This is a genomic window from Streptomyces sp. NPDC002018 (assembly GCF_042890865.1).
Lineage (GTDB): Bacteria > Actinomycetota > Actinomycetes > Streptomycetales > Streptomycetaceae > Streptomyces.
Genome location: NZ_JBIASO010000012.1, coordinates 252,241 through 273,905, shown reverse-complemented (window position 1 = coordinate 273,905; position 21,665 = coordinate 252,241). Strand labels below are relative to the sequence as shown.

Here is a 21,665-nt window from a genome sequence, read left to right as displayed (position 1 = left end):
TGCCTGGGGCGTGTTTCGAAACACGTCCTAGGCGACGAGGCTGGCGCTGATCGCCTCGCGCTGCCGCTCGGTGGCGCTGAGGACGGCGTCGATGAGGAGACTCGGCTTCTCGGTGAAGGCGTCGAAGTCGATGGTCTGGACGGCCCCCACGCGGTGCAGGCCCTTGAGGAGGTGGCTCGCGGATTCGACGAAGGGCTGCTTGGTGATGAGGACGATGGGGCGCCCGAGGGCGGTGGCCCAGCCGAGTTCGACGTGGGTGCCGTCCGTGCGCCGCAGGGTCTGGTCCTCCAGCAGCGGCAGCACCGGCACGAAGACGTCGCACTTCTTCATCCAGCGGAAGTCGCGTACGGAGACCTGCTCCGGGGTGAAGGAGGCGGTGTCGGCGCCGAACTTCTCGACGACGTGGGCCGAGAAGATGTTCGCTCCGTTGTCCTCGGCCGTCCGGATGGCCGTGGTGATGGCGTCCTGTAAGTCACCGGCGAAACCTTTCGCCAGGATGGCGTGCTGAATCGGACCGCCCACGAAGACGTCGAGTCCCGAGAGAAGTCCGGTCCGGTTCGCGGATGTTTCGCCCGTGGCCAGTGTGGTTTCCATGACGGTGTCGCTCCATGGTGTGTAAGGGGGTGGGTCGTGCGGGTGGGTGGTGCGGGTGGGTGGTGCGGGTGGGACATGCGGGCACGGGTGTCCGTGGACACCCGCGCAGACGTGCGGCCCTCGCGTCGGTGGGCGATCGAGGGGGCGGAACGGATGCCCGCACGCCGGGCGGCCGGCCGTGCGGGTCGTGGCGGGTGTCGGTCAGGAGGCGTCGGCGAGCCGCGCGTACCGGCCGCGGTAGTAGAGCAGGGGTTCGCGCGGCTCGGCCGGAGCCTCCAGCCGGCGAACGTCACCGATCACCACGAGGTGGTCGCCGCCGTCGTACTCGGCGTACAGCCGGCAGTCGATCCACGCGGTCGCGCCGGCCAGCCGCGGGGCACCGTCCAGCGACGGATCCCAGGCGACGCCGTGGAACTTGTCGCCGCCGGAGACCGCGAACCGCTCGCTGAGCGTGCGCTGGGACTGTGCCAGCACGTTGACGCAGAAGGACGCGCTGTCCCTGATGACGGGCCAGCTCGTGGAGGTGCGGCTGACGCCCAGGGTGATGCGGGGCGGGTCGAGGGAGAGCGATGAGAACGCCTGACAGGTGAATCCGACGGGCCCCGTGGGGCCCATGGCCGCGACTACCGTGACGCTGGAACAAAACTGCCCCATGACGGATCGAAACGTGTCAGGCGTGACGTGATCCTGAACTGCTGCGGAAATGTTCTCGCCTAACAAGCTCTGTCCTCTCGGGCGTGTACAGCCGGGACGGATACGAAAAGCTCACCGCTCATCACTTTTGGTGACGAGGCGATAGTTTGCATGAGTCGAACGATTCCGACAAGAGAGTGGGCACCCGTGATAAAGATCCTGCCATCATGCGGCCATGCTGAATGATTCGGACGCCGGCGACGTGCTCGACGGTCTTGACCAGCGGATCGTGGCCGCGCTCCAGATCAGCCCCCGTGCCGGCGTGGCGGAAGTGGGACGCATCCTCGGTGAGCACGAGCGGGCGGTGGCCCGGCGCCTCCAGAGGCTCCTGGACACGGGCGCCATGCGCAGCACGGCCGAGTTCGACCCCCTGCGCTGCGGACTCGGCCCGACCGTCCGGCTGCGGCTGAAGGCTCCGCTGGGCTGCCTGAAAAGCGTCGCTCGGGAATTGGCAAACCGGACCGACGTACTTAACGTTGCCGCGGTGGGGGGAGCGGTCGGCCACCTCTGGTGCGAGCTGCTGCTGGAGTCCCGGTCGCTGCTGCACTCCCTGTCGACGAACGGCATTCCCGGCCTCCCCCAGATCGACGTGCGCAGCTCCCATGTCACGCTGCGCCCGTTCCGGAGCGAGGCCGAGTGGCACGCCCCCGTCCTGACCGAGGAAGAGGAGAAGCGCTTGCGGGCGAGCCTTGTCCAGCCTCTGCCCGGTCTCGCGAACCAGTACGAGCTCACGCCCACCGACACCCGCGTCGCCGCCGTCCTGATGAGGAACGCGCGCATCAGCCTCACCGAACTCGGTGGCGAGCTGGGCGTCTCCACGGCCACCGCGGGACGACGGGTCACCTCGCTGCTGGAGCGCCGGGTGCTGCACCTGCGCACGGCGGTCGATCCGGCCCTGCTGGGCCGCCCGGTGGAGGCGCGGATGCGGCTGAAGGTGCACCCCGCGGGCATCGAGACAGTCGGCTCCGCACTGGCCGCCTGTCCGGACGTACGGATCTGCGCGGCCGTGACCGGCTGCCACAACCTGCTCGCGGACGTGTGCGTCGAGCACGAGACGGGCCTGTACGACTTCGTCGTGGACACGCTCGGAGCGCTTCCACACATCCTCGCCTATGACACGGACATCATCCGGCGTCTGCCCGCGGACGGCTCCGTCCCCCAGGACACACCCTCATGAGCCGTACCGCACCCCAGACCGCGACCACGGGAGCCCCCTCTTGGCCATGCCGACCCGATTCTCGACTTCCTCGACGACCAAGCACATCTTCGTCACGGGGGGTGTCGTTTCCTCGCTCGGGAAGGGCCTGACGGCCTCCAGCCTCGGCATGCTGCTCAAGGCGCGCGGGCTGCGGGTGGTGATGCAGAAGCTCGACCCGTATCTGAACGTCGACCCGGGCACGATGAACCCGTTCCAGCACGGCGAGGTGTTCGTCACCAACGACGGCGCCGAGACCGACCTGGACATCGGCCACTACGAGCGTTTCCTCGACGTGGACCTCGACGGCTCCGCCAATGTCACCACCGGCCAGGTCTACTCCCAGGTCATCGCCAAGGAGCGCCGCGGGGAGTACCTGGGCGACACCGTGCAGGTCATCCCGCACATCACCAACGAGATCAAGCGCCGCATCCGCCGGATGGCCACGGACGAGGTCGACGTCGTGATCACCGAGGTCGGCGGCACGGTCGGCGACATCGAGTCGCTGCCGTTCCTGGAGACCGTCCGCCAGGTGCGCCACGAGGTCGGCCGCGACAACGTCTTCGTCGTCCATATCTCGCTCCTGCCGTACATCGGCCCCTCCGGTGAGCTGAAGACCAAGCCCACCCAGCACTCCGTGGCCGCCCTGCGCAACATCGGTGTCCAGCCGGACGCGATCGTGCTGCGCTGCGACCGTGAGGTGCCGACCGCGATCAAGCGGAAGATCTCACTGATGTGCGACGTCGACGAGGCCGCCGTGGTGGCCTGCCCGGACGCCCGTTCGATCTACGACATCCCCAAGGTGCTGCACACCGAGGGCCTGGACGCCTATGTCGTCCGCAAGCTGGATCTGCCGTTCCGCGATGTGGACTGGCGGATCTGGGACGACCTGCTCGACCGCGTCCACAACCCCGACCACGAGATCACCCTCGCCCTGGTCGGCAAGTACATCGACCTGCCCGACGCCTATCTCTCGGTCACCGAGGCACTGCGCGCCGGCGGCTTCGCCAACAAGGCCCGAGTGAAGATCAAGTGGGTCACCTCGGACGACTGCAAGACCGCGGAGGGCGCCGCCGCACAACTGTCCGACGTGGACGCGATCTGTATCCCCGGCGGCTTCGGCGACCGCGGCGTCCTCGGCAAGGTCGGCGCGATCCGCTACGCCCGCGAGAACCGCGTCCCGCTGCTCGGCCTCTGCCTCGGTTTACAGTGCGTTGTCATCGAGGCCGCCCGCAACCTCGCCGGCATCCAGGACGCCAACTCCACCGAGTTCGACTCCGCCACCGGCCACCCGGTCATCTCCACCATGGCCGAGCAGCTCGACATCGTCCTCGGCGACGGCGACATGGGAGGCACGATGCGGCTGGGCATATACCCCGCCAGACTCGCCGAGGGCTCCCTCGTCCGCGAGGTCTACGACGGCGAGGAGTACGTGGAGGAGCGCCACCGGCACCGCTACGAGGTCAACAACACCTACCGCGCGGAACTGGAGAAGAAGGCCGGCCTCCAGTTCTCGGGAACCTCCCCCGACGGCAAACTCGTCGAGTACGTGGAGTACCCGCGCGACACCCACCCCTACCTGGTCGCCACCCAGGCCCACCCGGAACTCCGCTCCCGCCCCACCCACCCCCACCCGCTCTTCACGGGCCTGGTGAAGGCGGCGGTGGAACGGCTCACTGTCCGTTGCTGACGGCGTTGCTGACGGCGCTGCTGACGGTGAGGGCCGGCTCAGCCCTGACAGCGGGGACTGCTCAGGCCGCCGGGGACGGCGGCCCAGGCCGCCCGGGAACATGGACCGTCTTTATGTGGCCGCGCGTCACTTTTCCGTCCGGGGGTCCGGCTCGGGCGTCCGGCTCGGGAGTTCGGGCAGGGGGTCCGGCTCGGGGGTTCGGGCAGGGGGTTCGGCCCGGAGGATCGGTCAGTGCGGGGGCGGGTGGTCCAGGGAGCGGTAGAAGGCCAGGTGGTGCCGGGCCGCGGCGGGCCAGGTGTGGCGGGCGGCCAGGGACCGGCCCGCCGCGCGGCGTACCGCGTCGTCGCGGGTGAGGGCCGCGGCGAGTTCGGCGGCCAGGGAGCGGGGGGTGTCGGCGAAGCGGGCCGCGGGGGTGAAGACCTCGCGCAGGACCGGGAGGTCGCGGACGACCAGGGGAACCCCGGCGGCCAGGGCCTCCATCGCCGCCAGGCCGAAGCCCTCCTTGGTGGACGGGAACGCGAAGACGGCCGCGGCGGCGACGAGTGGGGGGAGGTCGTCGTCGGGGACCTGGCCCAGTACGAGCGGCTCGACGCCCAGTTCGGCGGCGCGGGTCTCCCAGCGGGCGCGGTAGTCGCGGTAGTCGAAGAGGGTCTCGCCGCCCGCGATCACCAGCCGTACGTCCGGGTGGTCGGCGCGCAGGAGCGCGTACGCCTCCAGGAGGTCCAGGGAGCCCTTGCGGGGTTCGATGCCGCCGACGGTGAGCACATAGCGGCCCAGGCGGGCGCGCCAGGCGTCGCGGGCCGCCGGTTCGGTGGTGGCGAAGCGGTCGTGGGCCACGCCGTTGGGGATGACCTCCGCCGCCAGGCCCCAGCCCTCGGCGAGTTCGTCCGCGACCGACCGGGAGACGCAGATATGGGCGTACGGCTCGACGATGGCCCGTTCGTGGCAGGCGGCGAGTTCGGGCGTGGTGAAGTGGTCGAGGTGGTGGACGGTACGGACGCAGCGGCCCACCGCGTTGGCGCTGATGCAGTCCTGGGCGTGGACGATGTCGTACGGGGACGGGTCGAAGGCGTCGCGCAGGGTGGCGATGGAGCGCAGGATGCGCTCGCCGACGCTCTCGTCCCGCGGCCCCTCCGGGAACGGCACGATCCGTACGCGCACGTCCGGGGCGACCTCGCGGAAGAAGCCGGAGTCGCCGCCCCGCCCCAGCGACCAGACGGTGACGTCCTCCCCGGCCGCGGCCAGCGCCTCCGCGAGCGCGAGCGTGTGCACGACGCCGCCGCGCGGCTTGGTGGAGTAGCTCAGCAGGGCGATCTTCATCGGGGAGTCCCACGGGTGGGGGAGGGGCGGTGCCCGGTGGGTGGCGCGTGCTCGGGGGAGGAGCGGGGCCCCGGTGCGTACGGTTCCGGGGCCGGGTTCTCCGCGCCGGTCTTCCGGTGCCCGTACGGTTCCGGGGCGCCGTCCGCCGTTCTCCACTGGCGGTACGCGTCGGGGCGGCGCTCGTCCAGGTGGCGCAGGACGCGCCGGGCGCGGTCGATCTCGTTCGCGACGTCGACCTCGGCGACGGCCAGGCCCGCCTTGGCCCAGGTCCGGGCGAGGATGTCGCCGCCAGGACCGACGACCTTGGACTGGCCGAGGAAGCGCATGCCGCCCATGGCGCCGGTCTGGTTGGAGGAGGCGAGGACGACCTGGTTCTCGGCGGCGCGCGCCTGGTCGTACAGGTCGAAGAGCTTGGCCTGCCGGTCCTGGGCCATACGCGGGGCGCGGTTGGTGATGCTGGTGGGCCAGGCGGAGAGGCAGGCGAGGATCTCGGCGCCGTCCAGGGCCAGGGAGCGCGCGGACTCGGGGAACGTCTTGTCGTAGTCGATCAGCATGCCGATCCGGCCGACGGGGGTGTCGAAGGCGGCGAAACGGTCACCCGGCGCGTAGGCGGCGACCTCACCGGCCGGCAGGTGCACCTTGCGGTGGCGGCCGAGGACGCCGTCGCCGCTGACACAGACGGCGGAGTTGAAGCGCTCGTCCCCGCCGTCCTCGCAGTAGCCGACGCAGACGACCATCTCGGCGGCGAGCCTGGCCACCCGGAGGATCCGCGGGTCGTCGGGCTTCAGGGCCGGGGGGAGCGCCTCGGGGTCGGGGTGGCGCAGATCGGCCAGATAGCCCCCGAGCGCGGCGTCGGGCAGGACGAGGAGCCCGGCGCCCGAGCGGCGCGCGTCGTCGATGAGTTTGGCGATACGGGCGAGGTCGAACTCCAGGTCGCGGCCGAAGTGGGCGGCGGCGGCCGCGATCCGGACTGTGCTCATCGCTCGTTCACCGCTCCTCGTTCGCTTCGCGGACGGCCTCGTTCCTCGTCCGGCCACTGCGCTTTCTGCGTCGGGTTCACGCGCGTGCTCATCGCTCGCTCACCGCTCCTCGTTCGCTTCGCGGACGGCCTCGTTCCTCGTCCGGCCACTGCGCTTTCTGCGTCGGGTTCACGCGCGTGCTCATCGCTCGTTCACCGCTCCTCGTTCGCTTCGCGGACGGCCTCGTTCCTCGCCCGGCCACTGCGCTTTCTGCGTCGGGTTCACGCGCGTGCTCATCGCTCGTTCACCACTCCTCGTTCGCTTCGCTGTTCTCTTCGCGGGCGGTCCGGTGTCTCGGCCGGCCGCCGCGGTGTCTTCGTCATGCGCTGACCGCTCCTGCGTACGTGTAGGTCTCCGGGCGCCGGTCGCGCAGGTGCCCCATGGCGCGGCGAGCGGTCTCCAGGGCTTGGGCGACGTCGAGTTCGGCGATCGCCAGGCCGGGTTCGACACCGGTCTCGGCGAGGATCTCGCCCCCGGGGTCGACGACCTTGGCGCTGCCGACGAAGCGTAGCGACCCGAAGGTACCGGTCTGGTTCGCGGAGATCCACACGATCTGGTTCTCCAGGGCGCGGGCCCGGTCGAAGAGGTCGAAGCGGCGTTTCCAGCGGTCGTTGACGAGGTCGGTGGTGGCATGGGTGCGCGCGCCCGGCCAGGCGGAGACGACCACGCCGATCTCGGCGCCGTCCAGGGCCAGCGCGCGGGCGGACTCGGGGAAGGCCTTGTCGTAGCAGATCAGCATGCCGATCCTGCCGACCGGTGTGTCGAAGGCGTGGAAGCGGTCGCCGGACGCGTAGCTGGCGTCCTCGCCCAGCGGCTGGTGGACCTTGCGGTGATTGCCCAGCACCCCGTCGCCGTTCACGCAGACCACGCTGTTGTAGCGCTGCCCGTCCGTACCCGCCTCGCAGTAACCGGCGACCACGGTCAGCTCACCCGCGAGCGCCGCCAGCCGGCGGATCTCGGGGCCGTCGGGGGCGAGCGCGGGCGGGCCCCCGTCGAGCGCGGTGTCGTTGTCGAGGCTGAGCAGATAGCCGCCCAGACAGGCCTCCGGCAGGGCGAGCAGCCGTACGCCCTCGGCCCTCGCCTCCTTGATCAGCCGTTCGGCGACGGCGAAGTCCTCTTCGAGATCGCGGCCGAACCCGGCGGCGACGGCCGCCATACGCAGCGTGCTCATGCGGTCCCCATTCCGGTCACCGGGCCGGCGACCGCGTCTGTGATCTCTCCGTCGGGCCAGCGCAGCCCGACGCCCTGTCCTGTGGTCAGCTCCCCGCACACCGCGCCCGTGGCGGGCCCGGCGGGCAGTGGTGCGGCGCCCGGCGCGTCCGTGGTGAGCATCGCGAAGCCGGGGAAGCAGGTGAGCCAGTCGCCCATGGCCGCGGCCCTCGGGCGGGGTACGGCGGCCATGTCGAGCACGGCGCCGCAGCCGCTCGCCTCGGCGAGCATGCCGAGGGTCCCGGCGATCCCCGCCATCGACACGTCCTTCGCCGCGGCGGGCCGGGCGGCGGCCACCGCCCCGGTCATCGCGCGGAGTTCGTCCGTACGGCGATGGGTGGACGAGTCCCACTGACGGCCCCGGTAGCCCTCGCGCCAGCCGCCGCCGAGGTCCGCGGTGAGCCGTACGGCGTGCCCGGCCCGTCCGCCGCCGCCGGGCACCGGACGGTCCGTGCGGCCCAGCGCGGTCACGGACAGGGCGGCCGGTACGCCGAGCTGGGTGTGGCCGCCGAGTACCGGTACGCCGTACGCCTCCGCCGCCCGCCGGAGTCCGGTGAGGATCCGGGCGGCGTGCGCGGCGTCCTTCGCGCCCACGGCGTCGAGCAGCCCGAGCGGTGAAGCGCCCATCGCCGCGAGGTCGTTGACGTTGACGAGGACCGAGCACCAGCCCGCCCACTCGGGATCCCGTTCGACCATGGACGGCACGATCGCGTCGCAGGCGGCGATCACGTCCGTGCCGGGGACGGCGGCGCCGTCGTCGCCGACGAATCCGGCGCCGCCGAGGGCCGCCGACGCGTTCCGCGCGTTTCCGGACGAGGCCCCGCCGATCGGTTCCCGGCGCCGGCCGATCGGTTCCCGGCTCCGGTCGGCCGGTTCCTGGCCCTCGCCGATCGGTTCCCGGCGCCGGCCGGCCGGTTCCTGGTCGCGGTCGGCCGGGGCGCCCCCCGATACGCCGTCGCCACCGGCCGCCGCACCGCGGAAGGCCGCGAGCAGCGGTCCGAGCGCGGACTTGGTGGCCGCCACCTGTGCCGCGATCCGTCCGACCGGCCATCGCATCAGCGTGTGCGGCGCGTCCGCGACCGTGACCGCGCGTACGGAGCGCCAGCCGAGCCGCTGGAAGAGCGCCTCGTTGCGGGTCTGGACGGTCGCGTCGAACCGCAGGACGCCCGCGGCCTCCGCACGGGCGCAGGCCGCGCGGACCAGCGCCGCGCCGATACCGTGCGGCCCGCGCGCCCGGCGGGCCACGACCAGACGGCCGCCCTGCCACCAGCCGAGGTCGGGACCGCCGTCGACCGGTCCGAGGCGAACGCCGCCCACCACCGTGCCGTCGTGGTCCTTGGCGACCAGGACGACGGTACGGGCGTCGGCGTCCCGGTCGTCCAGGTCATGGCCGGTGAAGAGACCCTGCTCGTGGACGAAGGTCTCCCGGCGCAGCCGGCGGTAGTCGGACAACTCGCCCGTCGAATGGGCCTCTTGGATACGGAAGGCGGGCTGCCGTGCCAGGGTGCTGCGGTCGCCGAGCAGCGCCAGGATGTCGACCGGGAGGCCGGCGGGGCGGCCGTCCGTCCGGGGAGCGGCGGATCCGTCGAGGTACACGGCCGTCACCCGCCCGCCGTCTTCAGCACGCTGCACGCCCCGCAGGCCGCGCAGCCCGCCTTCTGGTCGGCGCCGCTCATCCCGGCCGCGCGCAGCTTCTCCGCGACGCCCTCGGTGACGTACCGCAGCACCTCCGCGCCCGGCGCCCCGATCCCGTCCCGGGCCGCGAGCGTGCCGCGCATCGGGCGGAACGGGACGACGAACGGATAGACACCCCGGGCGATCAGCCGTCCCGCGCCCGCGATCAGCTCGTCCGGGTCCTCGCCGAGGCCGACGAGCAGATACGTGGAGACACGGTTGGGGCCGAAGACCCGCACCGCCTCGTCCCACGCCGCCTCGTACTCGGCCATCGGCACCGTCGACTTGCCGGGCATCCAGCGGCGGCGCACCGCGTCGTCGAGCGACTCGACATGGATGCCGACGGCCGTCGCCCCGGCATCGCGCAGCGCGCGGATCCAGGAGAGATCGCCGGGCGGTTCGCACTGCACCTGGACGGGCAGGTCGGGCACCGCCTGGAGCACCGCGCGGACCGACCGTACGAGCGTGCGGGCGCCCCGGTCGGGACCCGCGGTGGTCCCGGTGGTCATGACCATCTGCCGGACGCCGTCCAGCCGGACCGCCGCCTCGGCGACCTCGGCGAGCTGCGCCGGGGTCTTGGCGGCGACCGTCGCCCCGGAGCGCAGGGACTCCTCGATGGTGCAGAAGCGGCAGCGGTCGGACTCGGCGTAGCGGACGCAGGTCTGTACGACGGTCGTGGCGAGCACGTCGGAGCCGTGCAGACGGGCGATCTGCTCGTACGGGACGCCGTCGGCCGTCGTCAGGTCGTAGAACCTCGGCCGTCGTACGGGGGTGAGGGAGAGCCCCGTGTCGGTGAGGGTCCCGGTTCCGTCGCCGAGCCAGACCCTGCCGTCGCGGACCGTGTAGGGGCTGGCGGGGTTGCGGGGCAGCGCGGCGTTGGCACCGTCGACGAGGACATGGCCGTCGTCGCTGGGTCCCGCGCCGTCCGGCCGTTCGACCTCGACGTCCTGACGGATGCCGTGCAGGGCGAGTTCGGCGCGGGTCATGATCCGCACGTCCACCACGGTGTTCGTCGCGGTACTCGTCGTACCGGTGCCAACGCTCACGACGTACCTCTCAGAGCTGGTAGGTGGAGTTGATGATGGCGCCCTTGCGGGCGTAGTGGATGATCGCGTCCTGGACGTCGAGGGGGTGGGTGGGGATGACGCCCTCGATCAGGTCCTCCTCACGGGCGCCGTGCAGGGAGAGGCCGAAGCGGCAGCAGTAGACCTTGCCGCCCTCGGCCAGGAACGTCTTGAGCTGGTTGTTGATGTTGTGCTCGCCGGGGAAGGCGGAGTTGCCGACGGTCGGGAAGCCGCGCGTGGCAAGACAGTTGAGCGAACCGGGGCCGTAGAAGTAGATGGCGGCCTCGAAGCCCTTGCGCAGGGCGCGGGTGGCCTGGAGCACGGCGACGAAGGACACCGAGGACTCGTGGGCGATGCCGTGGACGAGGGTGAAGTAGGTCTCGCCGTCCTCGGCCTGGTAGTCGGGGAAGACCTTGGTGGAGCCGTAGATGCTGGAGCCCTCGGGGAGCGAGGGGTGCGGGATCTCGGTGAGGGACTTCTGCTCGACGTCGGTCAGCTCGGTGGTGGGGGCGGTCTCGGTCATTGCTGTCTCCTTGCTCGGGCGGTCGGGCGGTCGGGGTGGTCGGGCGGTCGGGCGGTGGGCCGGTCGGTCGGGTACGGGAAGTGGCGGGGAGTCGGTTGTCCGGTGGCGGCCGGCGGCCGGGCGGGGACGGTCGGGCGCGGGTGCGGCCGGTCGTCGCGGGCGGCCGGCGCGGTCAGTCGTAGAGCGCGGCGAAGGTGTCCTGGAAGACGAGCCGGCCCAGTTCGCCCCCGCCGGTCGCCTCGGCGAGCCGGGCGTACTCGCCGGCGAAGTCGCCCCACGGCTGGTCGCTGGCGAAGAGCACCCGGTCATGGCCGATGCCGCGCCGCTCGATCTCCTGGGCCAGCCATCGCGGGGTGAAGCCGATGGCCCAGGAGAGGTCGGTGTAGACGCGCTTGCCGGACTCGATCCAGTCGAAGAACCGCGAACCGGCGAGCTTGATGTGGCCGCTCATCCCGCCGCCGAAGTGCACCAGGTGGACGGGGACCCGGTCGGCGTACCAGTCCACCAGGTGACCGACCTCGTCGATGTCGGAGGCGGCGCCCGGGGAGGTGTGGACATGGACGACCAGTCCGTGCCGTTCCGCCGTCGCGAAGACACGGTCCAGTTGCGGGCGGCAGGCCGGGTCGGTGGGGCGGCCACCGAGCAGGAAGCTGAGCTTGAGGGCCCGTACGCCGTCCTCTCCCGCCAGGGCGAGGGCCTGCCCGGTGCGGTCGGCGTCCTCCGGGCGCGGGGAGACCCACAGCCCGGCGCGGACGCGGTCGTCGCTCCGGGCCGCCTCGACCGCCAGCTCGTTGAAGGAGAACGCGACGGCGGGGTCCGGGACCCCGTAGTTGGGGATCACCAGGGCGCGTTCTGTGCCCTCGGCGTCGAGATCGGCGAGGAACCGCTTGACGGTGGCGCGGGCGGTGGTGTCCGGGTTCACGGGCGGGCCGCCGTAGAAGGGGTACGCGGGCAGGACGCCGATATGACGGTGGGCGTCGTGGACACTCCGGCGGGGTGGGGCGAAGACCATGAGGGGCTCCTGTCAGCCCAGGGGGAGGGCGGAGGTGACGGAGGCCGGCGCACCGGTGAGCGTGCCGCACACGTCGGCGAGGCGGCGGTTGGCGTCGATGTGGTCGGCGAGGTGTCCGGCGTCCCGGCCGACGGCCTCGAAGCGTCCTGAGCCCCATGAGTACTGCCAGGGCAGGCCCAGGAAATACAGACCGGGGACGCTGGTGGCGCCGCGCCGGTGCATCGGGTACCCGCGGCCGTCGAAGGCGGGTATCTCGATCCACCGGTGGTCGCGGGTGAAGCCGGTGGACCAGACGACGGAGGTGATACCGGCCTCCGCCAGATCGAGTTCGGCCTCGTGCCCGGAGGGCTCCCACACCGGTACGTACCGGGGCTCGTGGGGGGCCTGGAGGCCATGGGCGGAGATATGGGCGTCGATGGCGTCCTTGATGGACTCGGCCACCCCGTCCGCCCGGTCCAGGTTGGCCTTCAGGTCGTCCGCGAACTCCAGCGTCGTACCGGTGGAGCCGCTGACACCGGTCAGCCGCCCGTACAGACGCATCCCGTCCCGGGCGAAGGCCCGCAGATCGATGTCCCGGCCGCCGTCGCGCCCGGTGACGTAGTGGTTGACCCGCATCCGGACGGCCGAGGCGTCGTCGAAGCTGTCGATGCCCTTCGCGTAGTGCCCCATCTCGTCCAGCCAGGCCACACAGTCCCGGCCCCGGTAGAAGCGGGCGACCCGGGGCGCGCTGCCGACGGCCAGATGCACCCGCCGGCCCGCGAGGTGCAGGTCCTCGGCGATCTGGCAGCCGGACTGGCCGGTGCCGACGACCAGGACGGCGCCCTCGGGGAGCCGGTCCGGGTTGCGGTAGCGGGAGGAGTGGATCTGTGTGACGCCGGCGGGCAGGCGCTCGGCCATCCGGGGGACGGACGGACGGTGGTAGGGACCGGTGGCCACCACCACCTGGTCGGCGGTGAACCTCCCCCCGTCGGTGGTCAGCTCGAAGCGCCCGTCGGTGGCGCGCCGCAGCCCGGTGACCGCTACGCCCTCCACCAGCGGCGGCCGGAAGAAGGCCACGTAGTCCTGGAGGTACCGGACGATCTCGTCACGGACCATGAATCCGTCGGGGTCGTCCCCCTGATAGGGGAAGCCGGGCAGCTTGCACTGCCAGTTCGGGGTGACCAGACAGAAGGAGTCCCAGCGGCGCTCACGCCACTCGTGGCCGACCCGGTCCGCCTCGACCACGACATGACCGATTCCGTGGCGGGTCAGGTGATAGCTGACCGACAGACCGGCCTGTCCGCCGCCGACCACCGCCACCGGATAGTGGGCCCCGGCGAGCCGCGGGGCGCCGGCCCCCCGCGGGGCCTCAGCCGGTCGCGGGGCCTCAGCCGGTCGCGGGGCCTCGGCCAGTCGCGGGGCCTCGGCCAGTCGCGGGACCTCGGTGAGGCGCGGGGCCCCGGCGAGCCGCGCCGCCGGGCTCATCGCGGGCTCCCGTCGGCGTTGACGAGCGATTCGACGGTGACCCTGGCCCCGGCAGCTCCGGTAGCCCCGGTAGGCCCGGCGGCTCGGGTGGCTCGGACGGCCCCCGCGGCCCCGGCAGTCCGGGCGGCGGAGGCGTAGCCGGCGGCGGTCCGCTCGATCACGGCGAGCTGCTCGGACGCGCCGGTGCAGTGGAACCCGAACTTCTCCCGTACCCGTTCACCGGCGATACCGAGCGCCGTCCGGCTACGCTCCACGAAGTCGGCGAGCTCGTACTCACCGCCCGCCGTGAAGTAGTCCTCGACCACCGTGGACGGGGAGTAGCAGCGCTGGGTCGCGCCATCGGGCCAGCGCACATGAAAATAGATCTCAGGCATGAAGTCCTCCGGGCGAGGCGCCGAGGTGGTGACACCTCGCCGCTGCTTGTGACTACAACTTCAGCCAGCGGCGATTGCCGAATCGAGTCATCCGGAATAAAGCGGAGTTACGGGATCCTCACACCCGGTAATGATCTCCGTACGCGGCGTTGCCCCAGAGGCAAAAGCCGGACGCCCCGACGAGAGCGGACCCATGTTGCTCAAGGACAAGACCGCGGTGATCTACGGCGGCAGCGGGGCCATCGGCAGCGCGGTGGCCCGGACCTTCGCACGGGAAGGGGCACGTGTCTTCCTCGCCGCCAGGACCCCCGTGCCACTGGAGAGGGTCGCCACCGAGATCGGGGAGGAGGGAGGCGCCGTCGAGGCCGCCGTGGTGGACGCGCTCGACGAACGGGCCGTGGACGCGCACGCGGCCGAGGTGGCCGCGCGGACCGGCGGGATCGACATCTCGTTCAATCTGATCTCGCACGGCGATGTGCAGGGCACCCCGCTCGTGGAGATGCCGTTCGCCGACTTCCAGCAGCCCGTCATGAACGCCCTGCGGACCAACTTCCTGACCTCACGGGCCGCCGCGCGCCATATGATCCCCCGCCGGTCGGGCGTGATCCTGATGTTCGGGGGGTACGGCGACCCGAGCCCCGAGTGGAATCTGGGCGGGCTGCAAGTGGCGTTCCAGGCCGTCGAAGCGCTGCGCAGACAGCTCGCCGCGGAGCTGGGGCGGTACGGGATCCGCGCGCTGACCATCCAGACGTCGGGCATCGTGGACACCCTTCCCGAGGACTTCGAGGGCGGCGCGGCCATCGTCGAGGACATCGTGCGGCGGACCCTGCTCCAGCGGGCCGCGACGCGGCAGGACGTCGCCGATGTGGCCGCCTTCGCCGCCTCCGACCGCGCCCGGTCGATGACCGCGACCGCGTTCAACATCACGTGCGGCAGCGAGGTCGACTGAGTCGGCCGCGGGGACCGTTTCGACCCTGAGCCGGCGGTGGAGTAGCGTCGCGGCGGGCTGAGCAGCCCTCCGGACGCTGAGAGAGGTACCGAGGTGCCCGAGCCGCACATCCTGACCGCGCCGGGTGCGCCCTTCGCCGTCGTACGGGCCGAGAACGGTTCGCTCATGTACGCCGACGGACCCCGCACCCTGCGCGAGTTCGTCGAGACGACCTGGGCCTACGGCGACCGGCCGTTCCTGGTGGCGGAGAGCGGGACGTACACCTACGGCGAGTTCTTCGCCGCCGCCTCCGCCCTGGCCAACCGTCTGCTCGACGTCTACGGGCTGCGCCCCGGCGACCGGGCCGTCGTCGCCATGCGCAATCACCCCGAGTGGCAGATCGCCTTCTGGGCGGCCCAGTTGGCCGGGCTGGTCGCCGTACCCCTCAACGCCTGGTGGACGGAGGACGAGTTCACGTACGCCCTGGACGACTGCGCACCGCGCGTCCTGCTCGTGGACGGTGAGCGGCTGCCGCGCGTCGCGCGCTGGGCCGCGCGCGAGGGCGTCCGGACCCTCGTCTTCCACCAGGGCGACGGTGACCTGGGTGACAGTGCCCCGGGCGACGGTGATCCGGGCGACGGTGACCAGGGCGCCGGAGGTCCGGGCGCCGGAGGTCCGGGCTCCGGAGGTGCGGGCTCCGGAGGTGCGGGGGAGCTGACCGAGCGGTACGAGGACCTGCCCGCCCCCGATCCGTACGCCGCGCCGCCCGATGTCGAGGTACGGGCCGAGGACGACGCCACCATCCTCTACACGTCGGGGACCACCGGGCGGCCCAAGGGCGCCGTCGCCACCCAGCTCGCTCAGGCCGGCGCGGCCATGAATCCGCGCTTCCACGCCGCCGCCTCCGCCCTCGCGCGCGGACGGATCCCCGGTCAGGGGCCCGCGCCCGTCACGCTGATGACGTACCCCTTCTTCCACGCGGCGGCGTTCACCAGTCTCTACTCGGCCATGTCCGTCGGCGGCACGCTCGTCCTCATGCGGAGCTGGGACGCGCGCCGGGCCCTGAGGCTGATCCGCGCCCACGGGGTGACGTACTACGTGGGTGTCCCGGCCACCGCGCTCCAGCTTCTGGACGCGGCGGAGGAGGAGGACACGGCCGCGCAGGAGGACACGGCCGCGCAGGGCACAGCCGCGCAGGACACGACCGCGCAGGGCACGGCTACTCAGGGCACGGCGGCCGAGCACGACGCGCTGGAGTCGCTCACGCTGCTCAGCACCGGGGGCGCCGCCGCCCCGCCCGCGCTGGTCGGCCGGCTCACCGCCCGCTACGGCGAGCGCGTCGAGCCGCGCAACGGCTACGGCCTCACGGAGACCTGCGGCGGAGTGCTGGCGGCCTTCGGTGACGAGTACCGGCGGTTCCCCGACAGCGTCGGCGGGCCGACGCCCGCCACCGAGGTGCGGATCGCGGCTCCCGGGGGCGGGCCCGTGCCGGAGGGGCGGGTCGGTGAGCTGTGGCTGCGCGGCCAGGCGCTCGTCCGCGGCTACTGGCGCGACGAGGCCGCCACCGCGGAGGCCTTCACACCCGACGGCTGGTTCAGGACCGGGGACCTCGCGACGGTGCGCGACGGGCGGGTCACGGTGGTGGACCGGATCAAGGACATGATCGTCAGGGGCGGTGAGAACGTCTACTGCGTGGAGGTCGAGGCCGTGCTCCACGACCAGCCCGAGGTGGCCGACGCCGCCGTGCTGGGCGTTCCCCACCCCGTGCTGGGCGAGGAGGTCGTGGCGGTGGTACGGCTCAGGCCGGACACCGGTGCGAGTGCCCGGGAGGACGCCGGGGCCGGCGCGGGGACGCGCGGCGGGGCGGTCGCGGGGCCGGTCGCCGGGGAGGACGCAGGGCCGGTCGCGGGGCCGGTCGCGGGGCCGGTCGTCGAGGAGCTGCGGGCGCGGGTCGCCGCCCGTCTCGCCGCCTTCAAGGTCCCGGCCCATGTGCTCGTACGGGAGGACCCTCTGCCGCGCAATCCGGCGGGCAAGATCCTCAAGGGCGAGCTGCGGACCGAGGTGATCGAGGCCGTCGAGGCGCTGAGGACCGGCGGGGGGCCCGGGGCCGACGGGGTGCGTGGGACCGACGGGGCACCCAGGACCGACGGCGTGTTCAGGGCCGGGACACCCGCACCCTGAAGTTGCCGCCGGGCTCCTTCGCCATCACCGTGATCCGGATGTCGTGTTCGCTGTCGACGAAGCTCTCGCCCGGCCGGTACGGCGCGTCCGACAGCTCCGCGTGCACATTGGGGCGCCGGGTGCAGCCGCCGCTGTGCTCGCGGCTGTCCGCGACGGCTATCGGGCCGTGCCCGGTGTCGACCGTGGAGTCCACCCGGTAGATCAGGACGCCGGGCTCGCAGACCGCCTCGTCGTTGCCCTCCCGGGTCCGCACCTCCACCGCGTACCCGGACTCCTTGGAGACCGGTACGAAGGTCACCTTGGGGCCGCCGGTCCTCGCCAGCGGCTCCAGCAGATACTCACTGACCCCGGACACCGACGCGCAGCGGATCTGCTCGTCGTCGAGCCACCCGAGCTTCCACTTGTGCCAGCCCAGCAGATCGTTGTTGGCCCCCCAGTCCTCGGACATGATGTCCCAGTGCCCGACCGAGCTGCCGCCGTCCATCGTGTAGAGGTCGGGAAGCCCGAAGACATGGCCGTTCTCGTGCGGCAGCACCCGGTAGCCGGTCTCGCGGTACGAACCCGAGCCGTCGTCCTGGCGGCTGTAGACGAAGGACGTGTTGGCGAGCGGCGCGCCGTCGGCCTCGGGGGCGTCCGCGTTGCCGGAGAAGGTGACGGACAGGACGGTGTCGAGCGCCGACGGGCCGGCGTTGGGCGTGACCAGGACATTGACCAGGTCGTACGCCGCGAAGTCGATGCGGCTGTCGGCGGCGGTCACGATGTCCTCGACGAGCCGCCGGTAGCCGGGCTCGTACGGTGCCCCGCGCTCTATCCCGTACGCCGCGAACGCCAGCGGCATCCGCAGCCACTCGGTCAGGGGGGCCTCGGCGCGGTAGTCGAGCCGCCCGTACGAACTGGTCCTGAACCACTGCGACGTCTTCGGGAAGAACTCGCCGAGCCGGTCGAGCGCCTTTCCCGGGCCTTGCGCGTCCGGGAAGTCGATCATGAGATTGAGCGCCCGGACCGTGCCGGTGGAGGGGGAGTAGCCGGGCGGGGTGGGCAGCCCCTCCGACATCTGCACGGTCGTGGCGGGCGCTATGCGGCAGGAGGCGAGGGAGGCGTCCCGGCCCGCGGCCACGGAGCCCGCCGAGGCACGGCTGGGGCCGGGGAGCGTGCCGCTGGCCGTGGTCAGCGCGGCGAGGGTGAGGGCGGTGAGCCCGGCCAGGGCGCTGAGACGGCGGGGACGGTGGGAAGCCCTGTGCCGTCCGCCGCCGCGGTCCGCGACGGCCGTACCGTCCCCGCCACCGTCGGGCCGGCCCGCGCCGTCGTCGTCACCCGTATCACCCGTATCGCCCGCGTCACCTATGTCACCTGCGTCACTGGTGTCAGCCGTGTCACCTATGTCACCCGTGTGGCCGCCCCAGCCGCCCCAGCGGCTGCTTCCGCCGCCGGGTCCGCCACGGCCGCCGCCGGGTCTGCCACTGCCACTGCCGTCGTCGTCGGCGGCACCGCCGCCACCGGTGGCATGGCCCGTGTTTCCGGCACTGCCGCCGGTTCTGCGTATCCGACGCGTCTGCTTCATGCGGTCGCCCTCGGGTCCGCGGCAGTCGGCCGTCCTGACTGCACTCCGTTCGAATCACCCTCCGCCGGTCGGCGTGTCGGCGCTCGCTGGGTGCGCCCGATCGTGGGTTCTCTCCCCTGCGCAGGTATGTGTGGCTCAGGTCACACGGGCGATCGAAATAACCGGGGACGGCTTCCCCGTTTGCATCTACGTCCCGACGAAAACGGGGACGGAGTCCTCGGAAGACGGGGCCCGCCGCCCACCAGAACCAGCCAGACCAGCCAGAACCAACCAGACCAACCAGACCAACCAGAACCGACGAGAACCGAGGGAAGGGCCCGACGTGACCACCGCCGCGACCATCGCCGCCGAACCCGAAGCGCGCCGTGCCACCCGGCCGCGCGCGGACGCTCTGCGCAACCGGGAGCGGATCGTCGCGGCGGCCCGTGAGATGTTCGTGGAGTACGGGGCCGACGCCCCGCTCGACGAGATCGCCCGTCGTGCCGGGATCGGCAACGCCACGCTCTACCGGCACTTCCCCGACCGGCACGCCCTCGTCCACGATGTCGTGCTCTTCGTCATGGCCCGCGCCGCACACCACGCGGAGCGGATCGTCGTCGAGGAGCCCGACCCGTTCACCGCGCTGCGTACCTTCGTGCACACGGCGGCGGACGAGCGGATCGGGGCGCTCTGCCCCATGCTTTCGAGCGCGTTCGGCCGGGGGCGTCCTGATCTGGACGCCGGGCGTGAACGCCTCGAAAAGGCCGTCGAAGCGCTGATGGAGAGGGCGCGGCAGGCGGGACAGCTCCGTGAGGATGTCGCCGTCGGCGATCTGATGGTCGCGCTGTCCCAGCTCACCCGCCCGCTGCCCGGCACCGGCTGCCTGAACATGGACCGGTTCACCCACCGGCATCTCCAGCTCTTCCTCGACGGCCTGGAGGCGCCCGCCCGGTCCGCACTGCCCGGCTCGGCCGCGACACTGGAGGATTTGCGCCGCGCCGCTCCGTGACGCGCCCCTGAACCATGAAACTCCGGCCCCGGAGGCCCAGCCCGGCGGCCGTGAACCGAAGCCCGTACGGGCCGCCCAGGCACCCGGGCGGAACCGGCCGCGGAACGTCCCGGACGTCCCGAAGCGCCGGCGCCGCCCCGGCGGGTGCCGGGCGATCCGATCCGTACCCCGGCACTCCGTACCCGGCGCCCCGCGCTCCGTACCCAGTGCTCCGTACCGAGTGACCCGTGAGCGGTCCGCACCAGCGGCCGGCCGCGGCGGTCCGTACCCGCGGTCCGTGGCGGTGCGCCGCACTGGTCCACCGCACCGGTTCGCCTCCCGTACCGGCTTCCCCAGACCTCTCTGTCCATCACTCGGCCACCCGGTGGCCGTGGTGACTCCATGACCTCGTAAGTGCGGCAGCGTCGCCTGTGCTTACCGACATTTTCGTCTTACCGCACCCTTAGGTGGATACCTCCATGTCAAAATCAGCGGCCTCGGCCGAACCGGCCATGTCAGCGGAGCCCTCCGGAGCGCCACTCCCGGACCCCGCCCGGTGGAAAGCGCTCGTCTTCATCGCGCTCGCGCAGCTCATGGTCGTGCTCGACGCGACCATCGTGAATATCGCGCTGCCCTCCGCCCAGCGGGACCTGGGCATATCCGACGGCAACCGTCAGTGGGTCATCACCGCCTACGCGCTCGCCTTCGGCGGTCTGCTCCTGTTCGGCGGACGCATCGCCGACCTGTGGGGACGCCAGCGCACCTTTGTCGTCGGTCTGCTCGGCTTCGCCGCCGCGTCGGCACTCGGCGGCGCCGCCTCCGGTGAGGCGATGCTCCTCGGCTCCCGCGCGCTCCAGGGCCTCTTCGGCGCGCTGCTCGCGCCCGCCGCGCTGTCGCTGCTCGCGGTGATGTTCACCGACGCCAAGGAGCGGGCGAAGGCGTTCGGCATCTACGGAGCCATCGCCGGCGGTGGCGGCGCCGTGGGCCTGATCCTCGGCGGTGTGCTCACCGAGTACCTGGACTGGCGCTGGACGTTCTTCGTCAACATCCCGTTCGCCATCGTGGCCGCCCTGGGCGCGTACTTCGTGATCCGTGAGCCCGTGGGCACCCGCAACCGCTCCCCGCTGGACATCCCCGGTGTCGTGCTCTCCACGCTGGGCCTGGTGTCGCTGGTCTACGGCTTCACGCGCGCCGAGTCCCACGGCTGGTCCGACTCCATGACCATCTCGCTCTTCGTCGCCTCCGTCGTCCTGCTGCTGGCGTTCGTCGGGGTCGAGTCGAAGGTCAAGTCGCCGCTGCTGCCCCTGCGGGTCATCGCCGACCGCAACCGCGGCGGTGTCTATCTCTCGCTGGGCCTCGCCATCATCGCGATGTTCGGGCTCTTCCTCTTCCTGACCTACTACCTCCAGGTCGTGAAGGAGTACTCGGCGCTCAAGACCGGCTTCGCGTTCCTGCCGATGATCGCCGGCATGATCACGGGCTCGACCCAGATCGGCGCGCGGCTGATGACCCGGGTGCCGCCGCGGCTGCTGATGGGCCCCGGCTTCCTGGTCGCCGCGCTCGGCATGCTGCTGCTGACGCAGATGGAGATCGGTTCCTCGTACGCGGGCCTGATCCTGCCGGCGCAGATCCTGCTGGGTCTGGGCATGGGTACGGCGTTCATGCCGGCCATGTCGCTCGCCACCTACGGCATCGAGCCGCGGGACGCGGGGGTCGCCTCGGCGATGGTGAACACCTCGCAGCAGGTGGGCGGCGCGATCGGTACGGCGCTGCTGAACACGATCGCGGCCTCGGCCACGACGGCGTACGTCACCTCGCACGCGGCCACCACGGACAACCGTCAGCTCCTTGAGCTGCGGGCGATGGTGGAGGGCTACTCCAGCGCCATCTGGTGGGCGGTCGGCATCCTGGCGGTCGCCGCGGCGATCGCCGTGACCTTCATCAACACCGGCCGTCCGGGTGCCTCCACGGTCACCTCGGGGGCCGACAGCGCGGAGGACGCGGCGAAGGTGCCGGTCGTGATGCACTGACGCCCGGTCGGCCGGCGGCCTTCGGCTCTCGCGCGTCGGCTCTCGCGCACCGGCCCTGGCGCGTCGGCTCTCGCGCAGCGGCCCTTGCGCATCGGTCCTGGCGCGTCGCCCCTCGCGCATCGGTCCTGGCGCGTCGGCGGTCGGCCGTCGGCCCTCGCGGGTCGGCC

General features: G+C 72.1%; 18 protein-coding genes. 6 read left to right on the top strand and 12 right to left on the bottom strand.

The annotated features are described in order from the left end of the window. Window positions 1–27: 27 nt before the first annotated feature. Together ACFYYH_RS21805 and ACFYYH_RS21800 are read right to left on the bottom strand one after the other, a co-directional pair. Window positions 28–594 carry a nucleoside 2-deoxyribosyltransferase gene (locus tag ACFYYH_RS21805; RefSeq protein ID WP_388553412.1) on the bottom strand — a complete coding sequence of 189 codons (567 nt, stop codon included), beginning with the start codon at window positions 592–594 and terminating at the stop codon, window positions 28–30. A 201-nt stretch (window positions 595–795) separates the two neighbouring features. Then, complete coding sequence (locus tag ACFYYH_RS21800; RefSeq protein WP_388553409.1) at window positions 796–1,248, bottom strand: flavin reductase family protein; 453 nt, start codon at window positions 1,246–1,248, stop codon at window positions 796–798. A 214-nt stretch (window positions 1,249–1,462) separates the two neighbouring features. Here ACFYYH_RS21800 and ACFYYH_RS21795 point away from each other — a divergent pair, with 214 nt between their 5' ends. Then, a complete protein-coding gene (locus ACFYYH_RS21795; protein ID WP_388553406.1) occupies window positions 1,463–2,464 on the top strand; it encodes an Lrp/AsnC family transcriptional regulator in 1,002 nt (333 codons plus the stop codon). A gap of 46 nt (window positions 2,465–2,510) precedes the next feature. Continuing rightward, window positions 2,511–4,172 (top strand): CTP synthase, encoded by a 1,662-nt coding sequence (locus ACFYYH_RS21790; RefSeq protein ID WP_388553404.1) that lies wholly within the window; start codon window positions 2,511–2,513, stop codon window positions 4,170–4,172. A gap of 228 nt (window positions 4,173–4,400) precedes the next feature. On the opposite strand, the gene ACFYYH_RS21785 is transcribed toward ACFYYH_RS21790, so the two are convergent. The 9 genes from ACFYYH_RS21785 to ACFYYH_RS21745 form a co-directional block, all read right to left on the bottom strand. Further along, entirely contained in the window at window positions 4,401–5,492 is a 1,092-nt protein-coding gene (locus ACFYYH_RS21785) for an MSMEG_0565 family glycosyltransferase (RefSeq protein ID WP_388553401.1), read from the bottom strand. Next, window positions 5,489–6,472, bottom strand: a complete 984-nt coding sequence (locus ACFYYH_RS21780) for a carbon-nitrogen hydrolase family protein (protein WP_388553398.1) — start codon at window positions 6,470–6,472, stop codon at window positions 5,489–5,491. Before ACFYYH_RS21780 ends, ACFYYH_RS21785 begins: the two co-directional genes overlap by 4 nt. Before the next feature lie 358 nt (window positions 6,473–6,830). Further along, window positions 6,831–7,682 (bottom strand): carbon-nitrogen hydrolase family protein, encoded by an 852-nt coding sequence (locus ACFYYH_RS21775; RefSeq protein ID WP_388553395.1) that lies wholly within the window; start codon window positions 7,680–7,682, stop codon window positions 6,831–6,833. Continuing rightward, window positions 7,679–9,352 (bottom strand): MSMEG_0567/sll0787 family protein, encoded by a 1,674-nt coding sequence (locus tag ACFYYH_RS21770; RefSeq protein WP_388553392.1) that lies wholly within the window; start codon window positions 9,350–9,352, stop codon window positions 7,679–7,681. Before ACFYYH_RS21770 ends, ACFYYH_RS21775 begins: the two co-directional genes overlap by 4 nt. Next, window positions 9,322–10,440, bottom strand: a complete 1,119-nt coding sequence (locus ACFYYH_RS21765) for an MSMEG_0568 family radical SAM protein (protein ID WP_388553390.1) — start codon at window positions 10,438–10,440, stop codon at window positions 9,322–9,324. The genes ACFYYH_RS21770 and ACFYYH_RS21765 overlap by 31 nt, the downstream gene beginning before the upstream one ends. Window positions 10,441–10,450: 10 nt before the next feature. Next, entirely contained in the window at window positions 10,451–10,981 is a 531-nt protein-coding gene (locus tag ACFYYH_RS21760) for an MSMEG_0572/Sll0783 family nitrogen starvation response protein (protein WP_388553388.1), read from the bottom strand. A 172-nt stretch (window positions 10,982–11,153) separates the two neighbouring features. Further along, a complete protein-coding gene (locus ACFYYH_RS21755; RefSeq protein ID WP_388553386.1) occupies window positions 11,154–11,993 on the bottom strand; it encodes an amidohydrolase family protein in 840 nt (279 codons plus the stop codon). A gap of 12 nt (window positions 11,994–12,005) precedes the next feature. After that, window positions 12,006–13,457: an MSMEG_0569 family flavin-dependent oxidoreductase gene (locus ACFYYH_RS21750; protein WP_388553384.1), complete on the bottom strand. Its 1,452-nt coding sequence runs from the start codon at window positions 13,455–13,457 to the stop codon at window positions 12,006–12,008. Then, window positions 13,454–13,831 (bottom strand): MSMEG_0570 family nitrogen starvation response protein, encoded by a 378-nt coding sequence (locus ACFYYH_RS21745; protein ID WP_388553382.1) that lies wholly within the window; start codon window positions 13,829–13,831, stop codon window positions 13,454–13,456. Before ACFYYH_RS21745 ends, ACFYYH_RS21750 begins: the two co-directional genes overlap by 4 nt. Before the next feature lie 193 nt (window positions 13,832–14,024). On the opposite strand from ACFYYH_RS21745, the gene ACFYYH_RS21740 reads away from it, so the two are divergent. Continuing rightward, on the top strand, window positions 14,025–14,780 hold the full coding sequence (locus ACFYYH_RS21740; RefSeq protein ID WP_388553380.1) for an SDR family NAD(P)-dependent oxidoreductase: 756 nt from the start codon (window positions 14,025–14,027) through the stop codon (window positions 14,778–14,780). A gap of 93 nt (window positions 14,781–14,873) precedes the next feature. Then, window positions 14,874–16,940 carry a class I adenylate-forming enzyme family protein gene (locus ACFYYH_RS21735; RefSeq protein WP_388553378.1) on the top strand — a complete coding sequence of 689 codons (2,067 nt, stop codon included), beginning with the start codon at window positions 14,874–14,876 and terminating at the stop codon, window positions 16,938–16,940. Here the strand turns inward: ACFYYH_RS21735 and ACFYYH_RS21730 are convergent. Next, window positions 16,915–18,501, bottom strand: coding sequence for a M6 family metalloprotease domain-containing protein (locus ACFYYH_RS21730; protein WP_388553376.1), 1,587 nt, complete (start codon window positions 18,499–18,501; stop codon window positions 16,915–16,917). The genes ACFYYH_RS21735 and ACFYYH_RS21730 overlap by 26 nt on opposite strands. Window positions 18,502–18,823: 322 nt before the next feature. On the opposite strand from ACFYYH_RS21730, the gene ACFYYH_RS21725 reads away from it, so the two are divergent. After that, window positions 18,824–19,489 (top strand): TetR/AcrR family transcriptional regulator, encoded by a 666-nt coding sequence (locus ACFYYH_RS21725; protein WP_388553374.1) that lies wholly within the window; start codon window positions 18,824–18,826, stop codon window positions 19,487–19,489. Between the two features lie 491 nt (window positions 19,490–19,980). After that, a complete protein-coding gene (locus ACFYYH_RS21720; RefSeq protein ID WP_388553480.1) occupies window positions 19,981–21,498 on the top strand; it encodes an MFS transporter in 1,518 nt (505 codons plus the stop codon). Window positions 21,499–21,665: the final 167 nt, after the last annotated feature.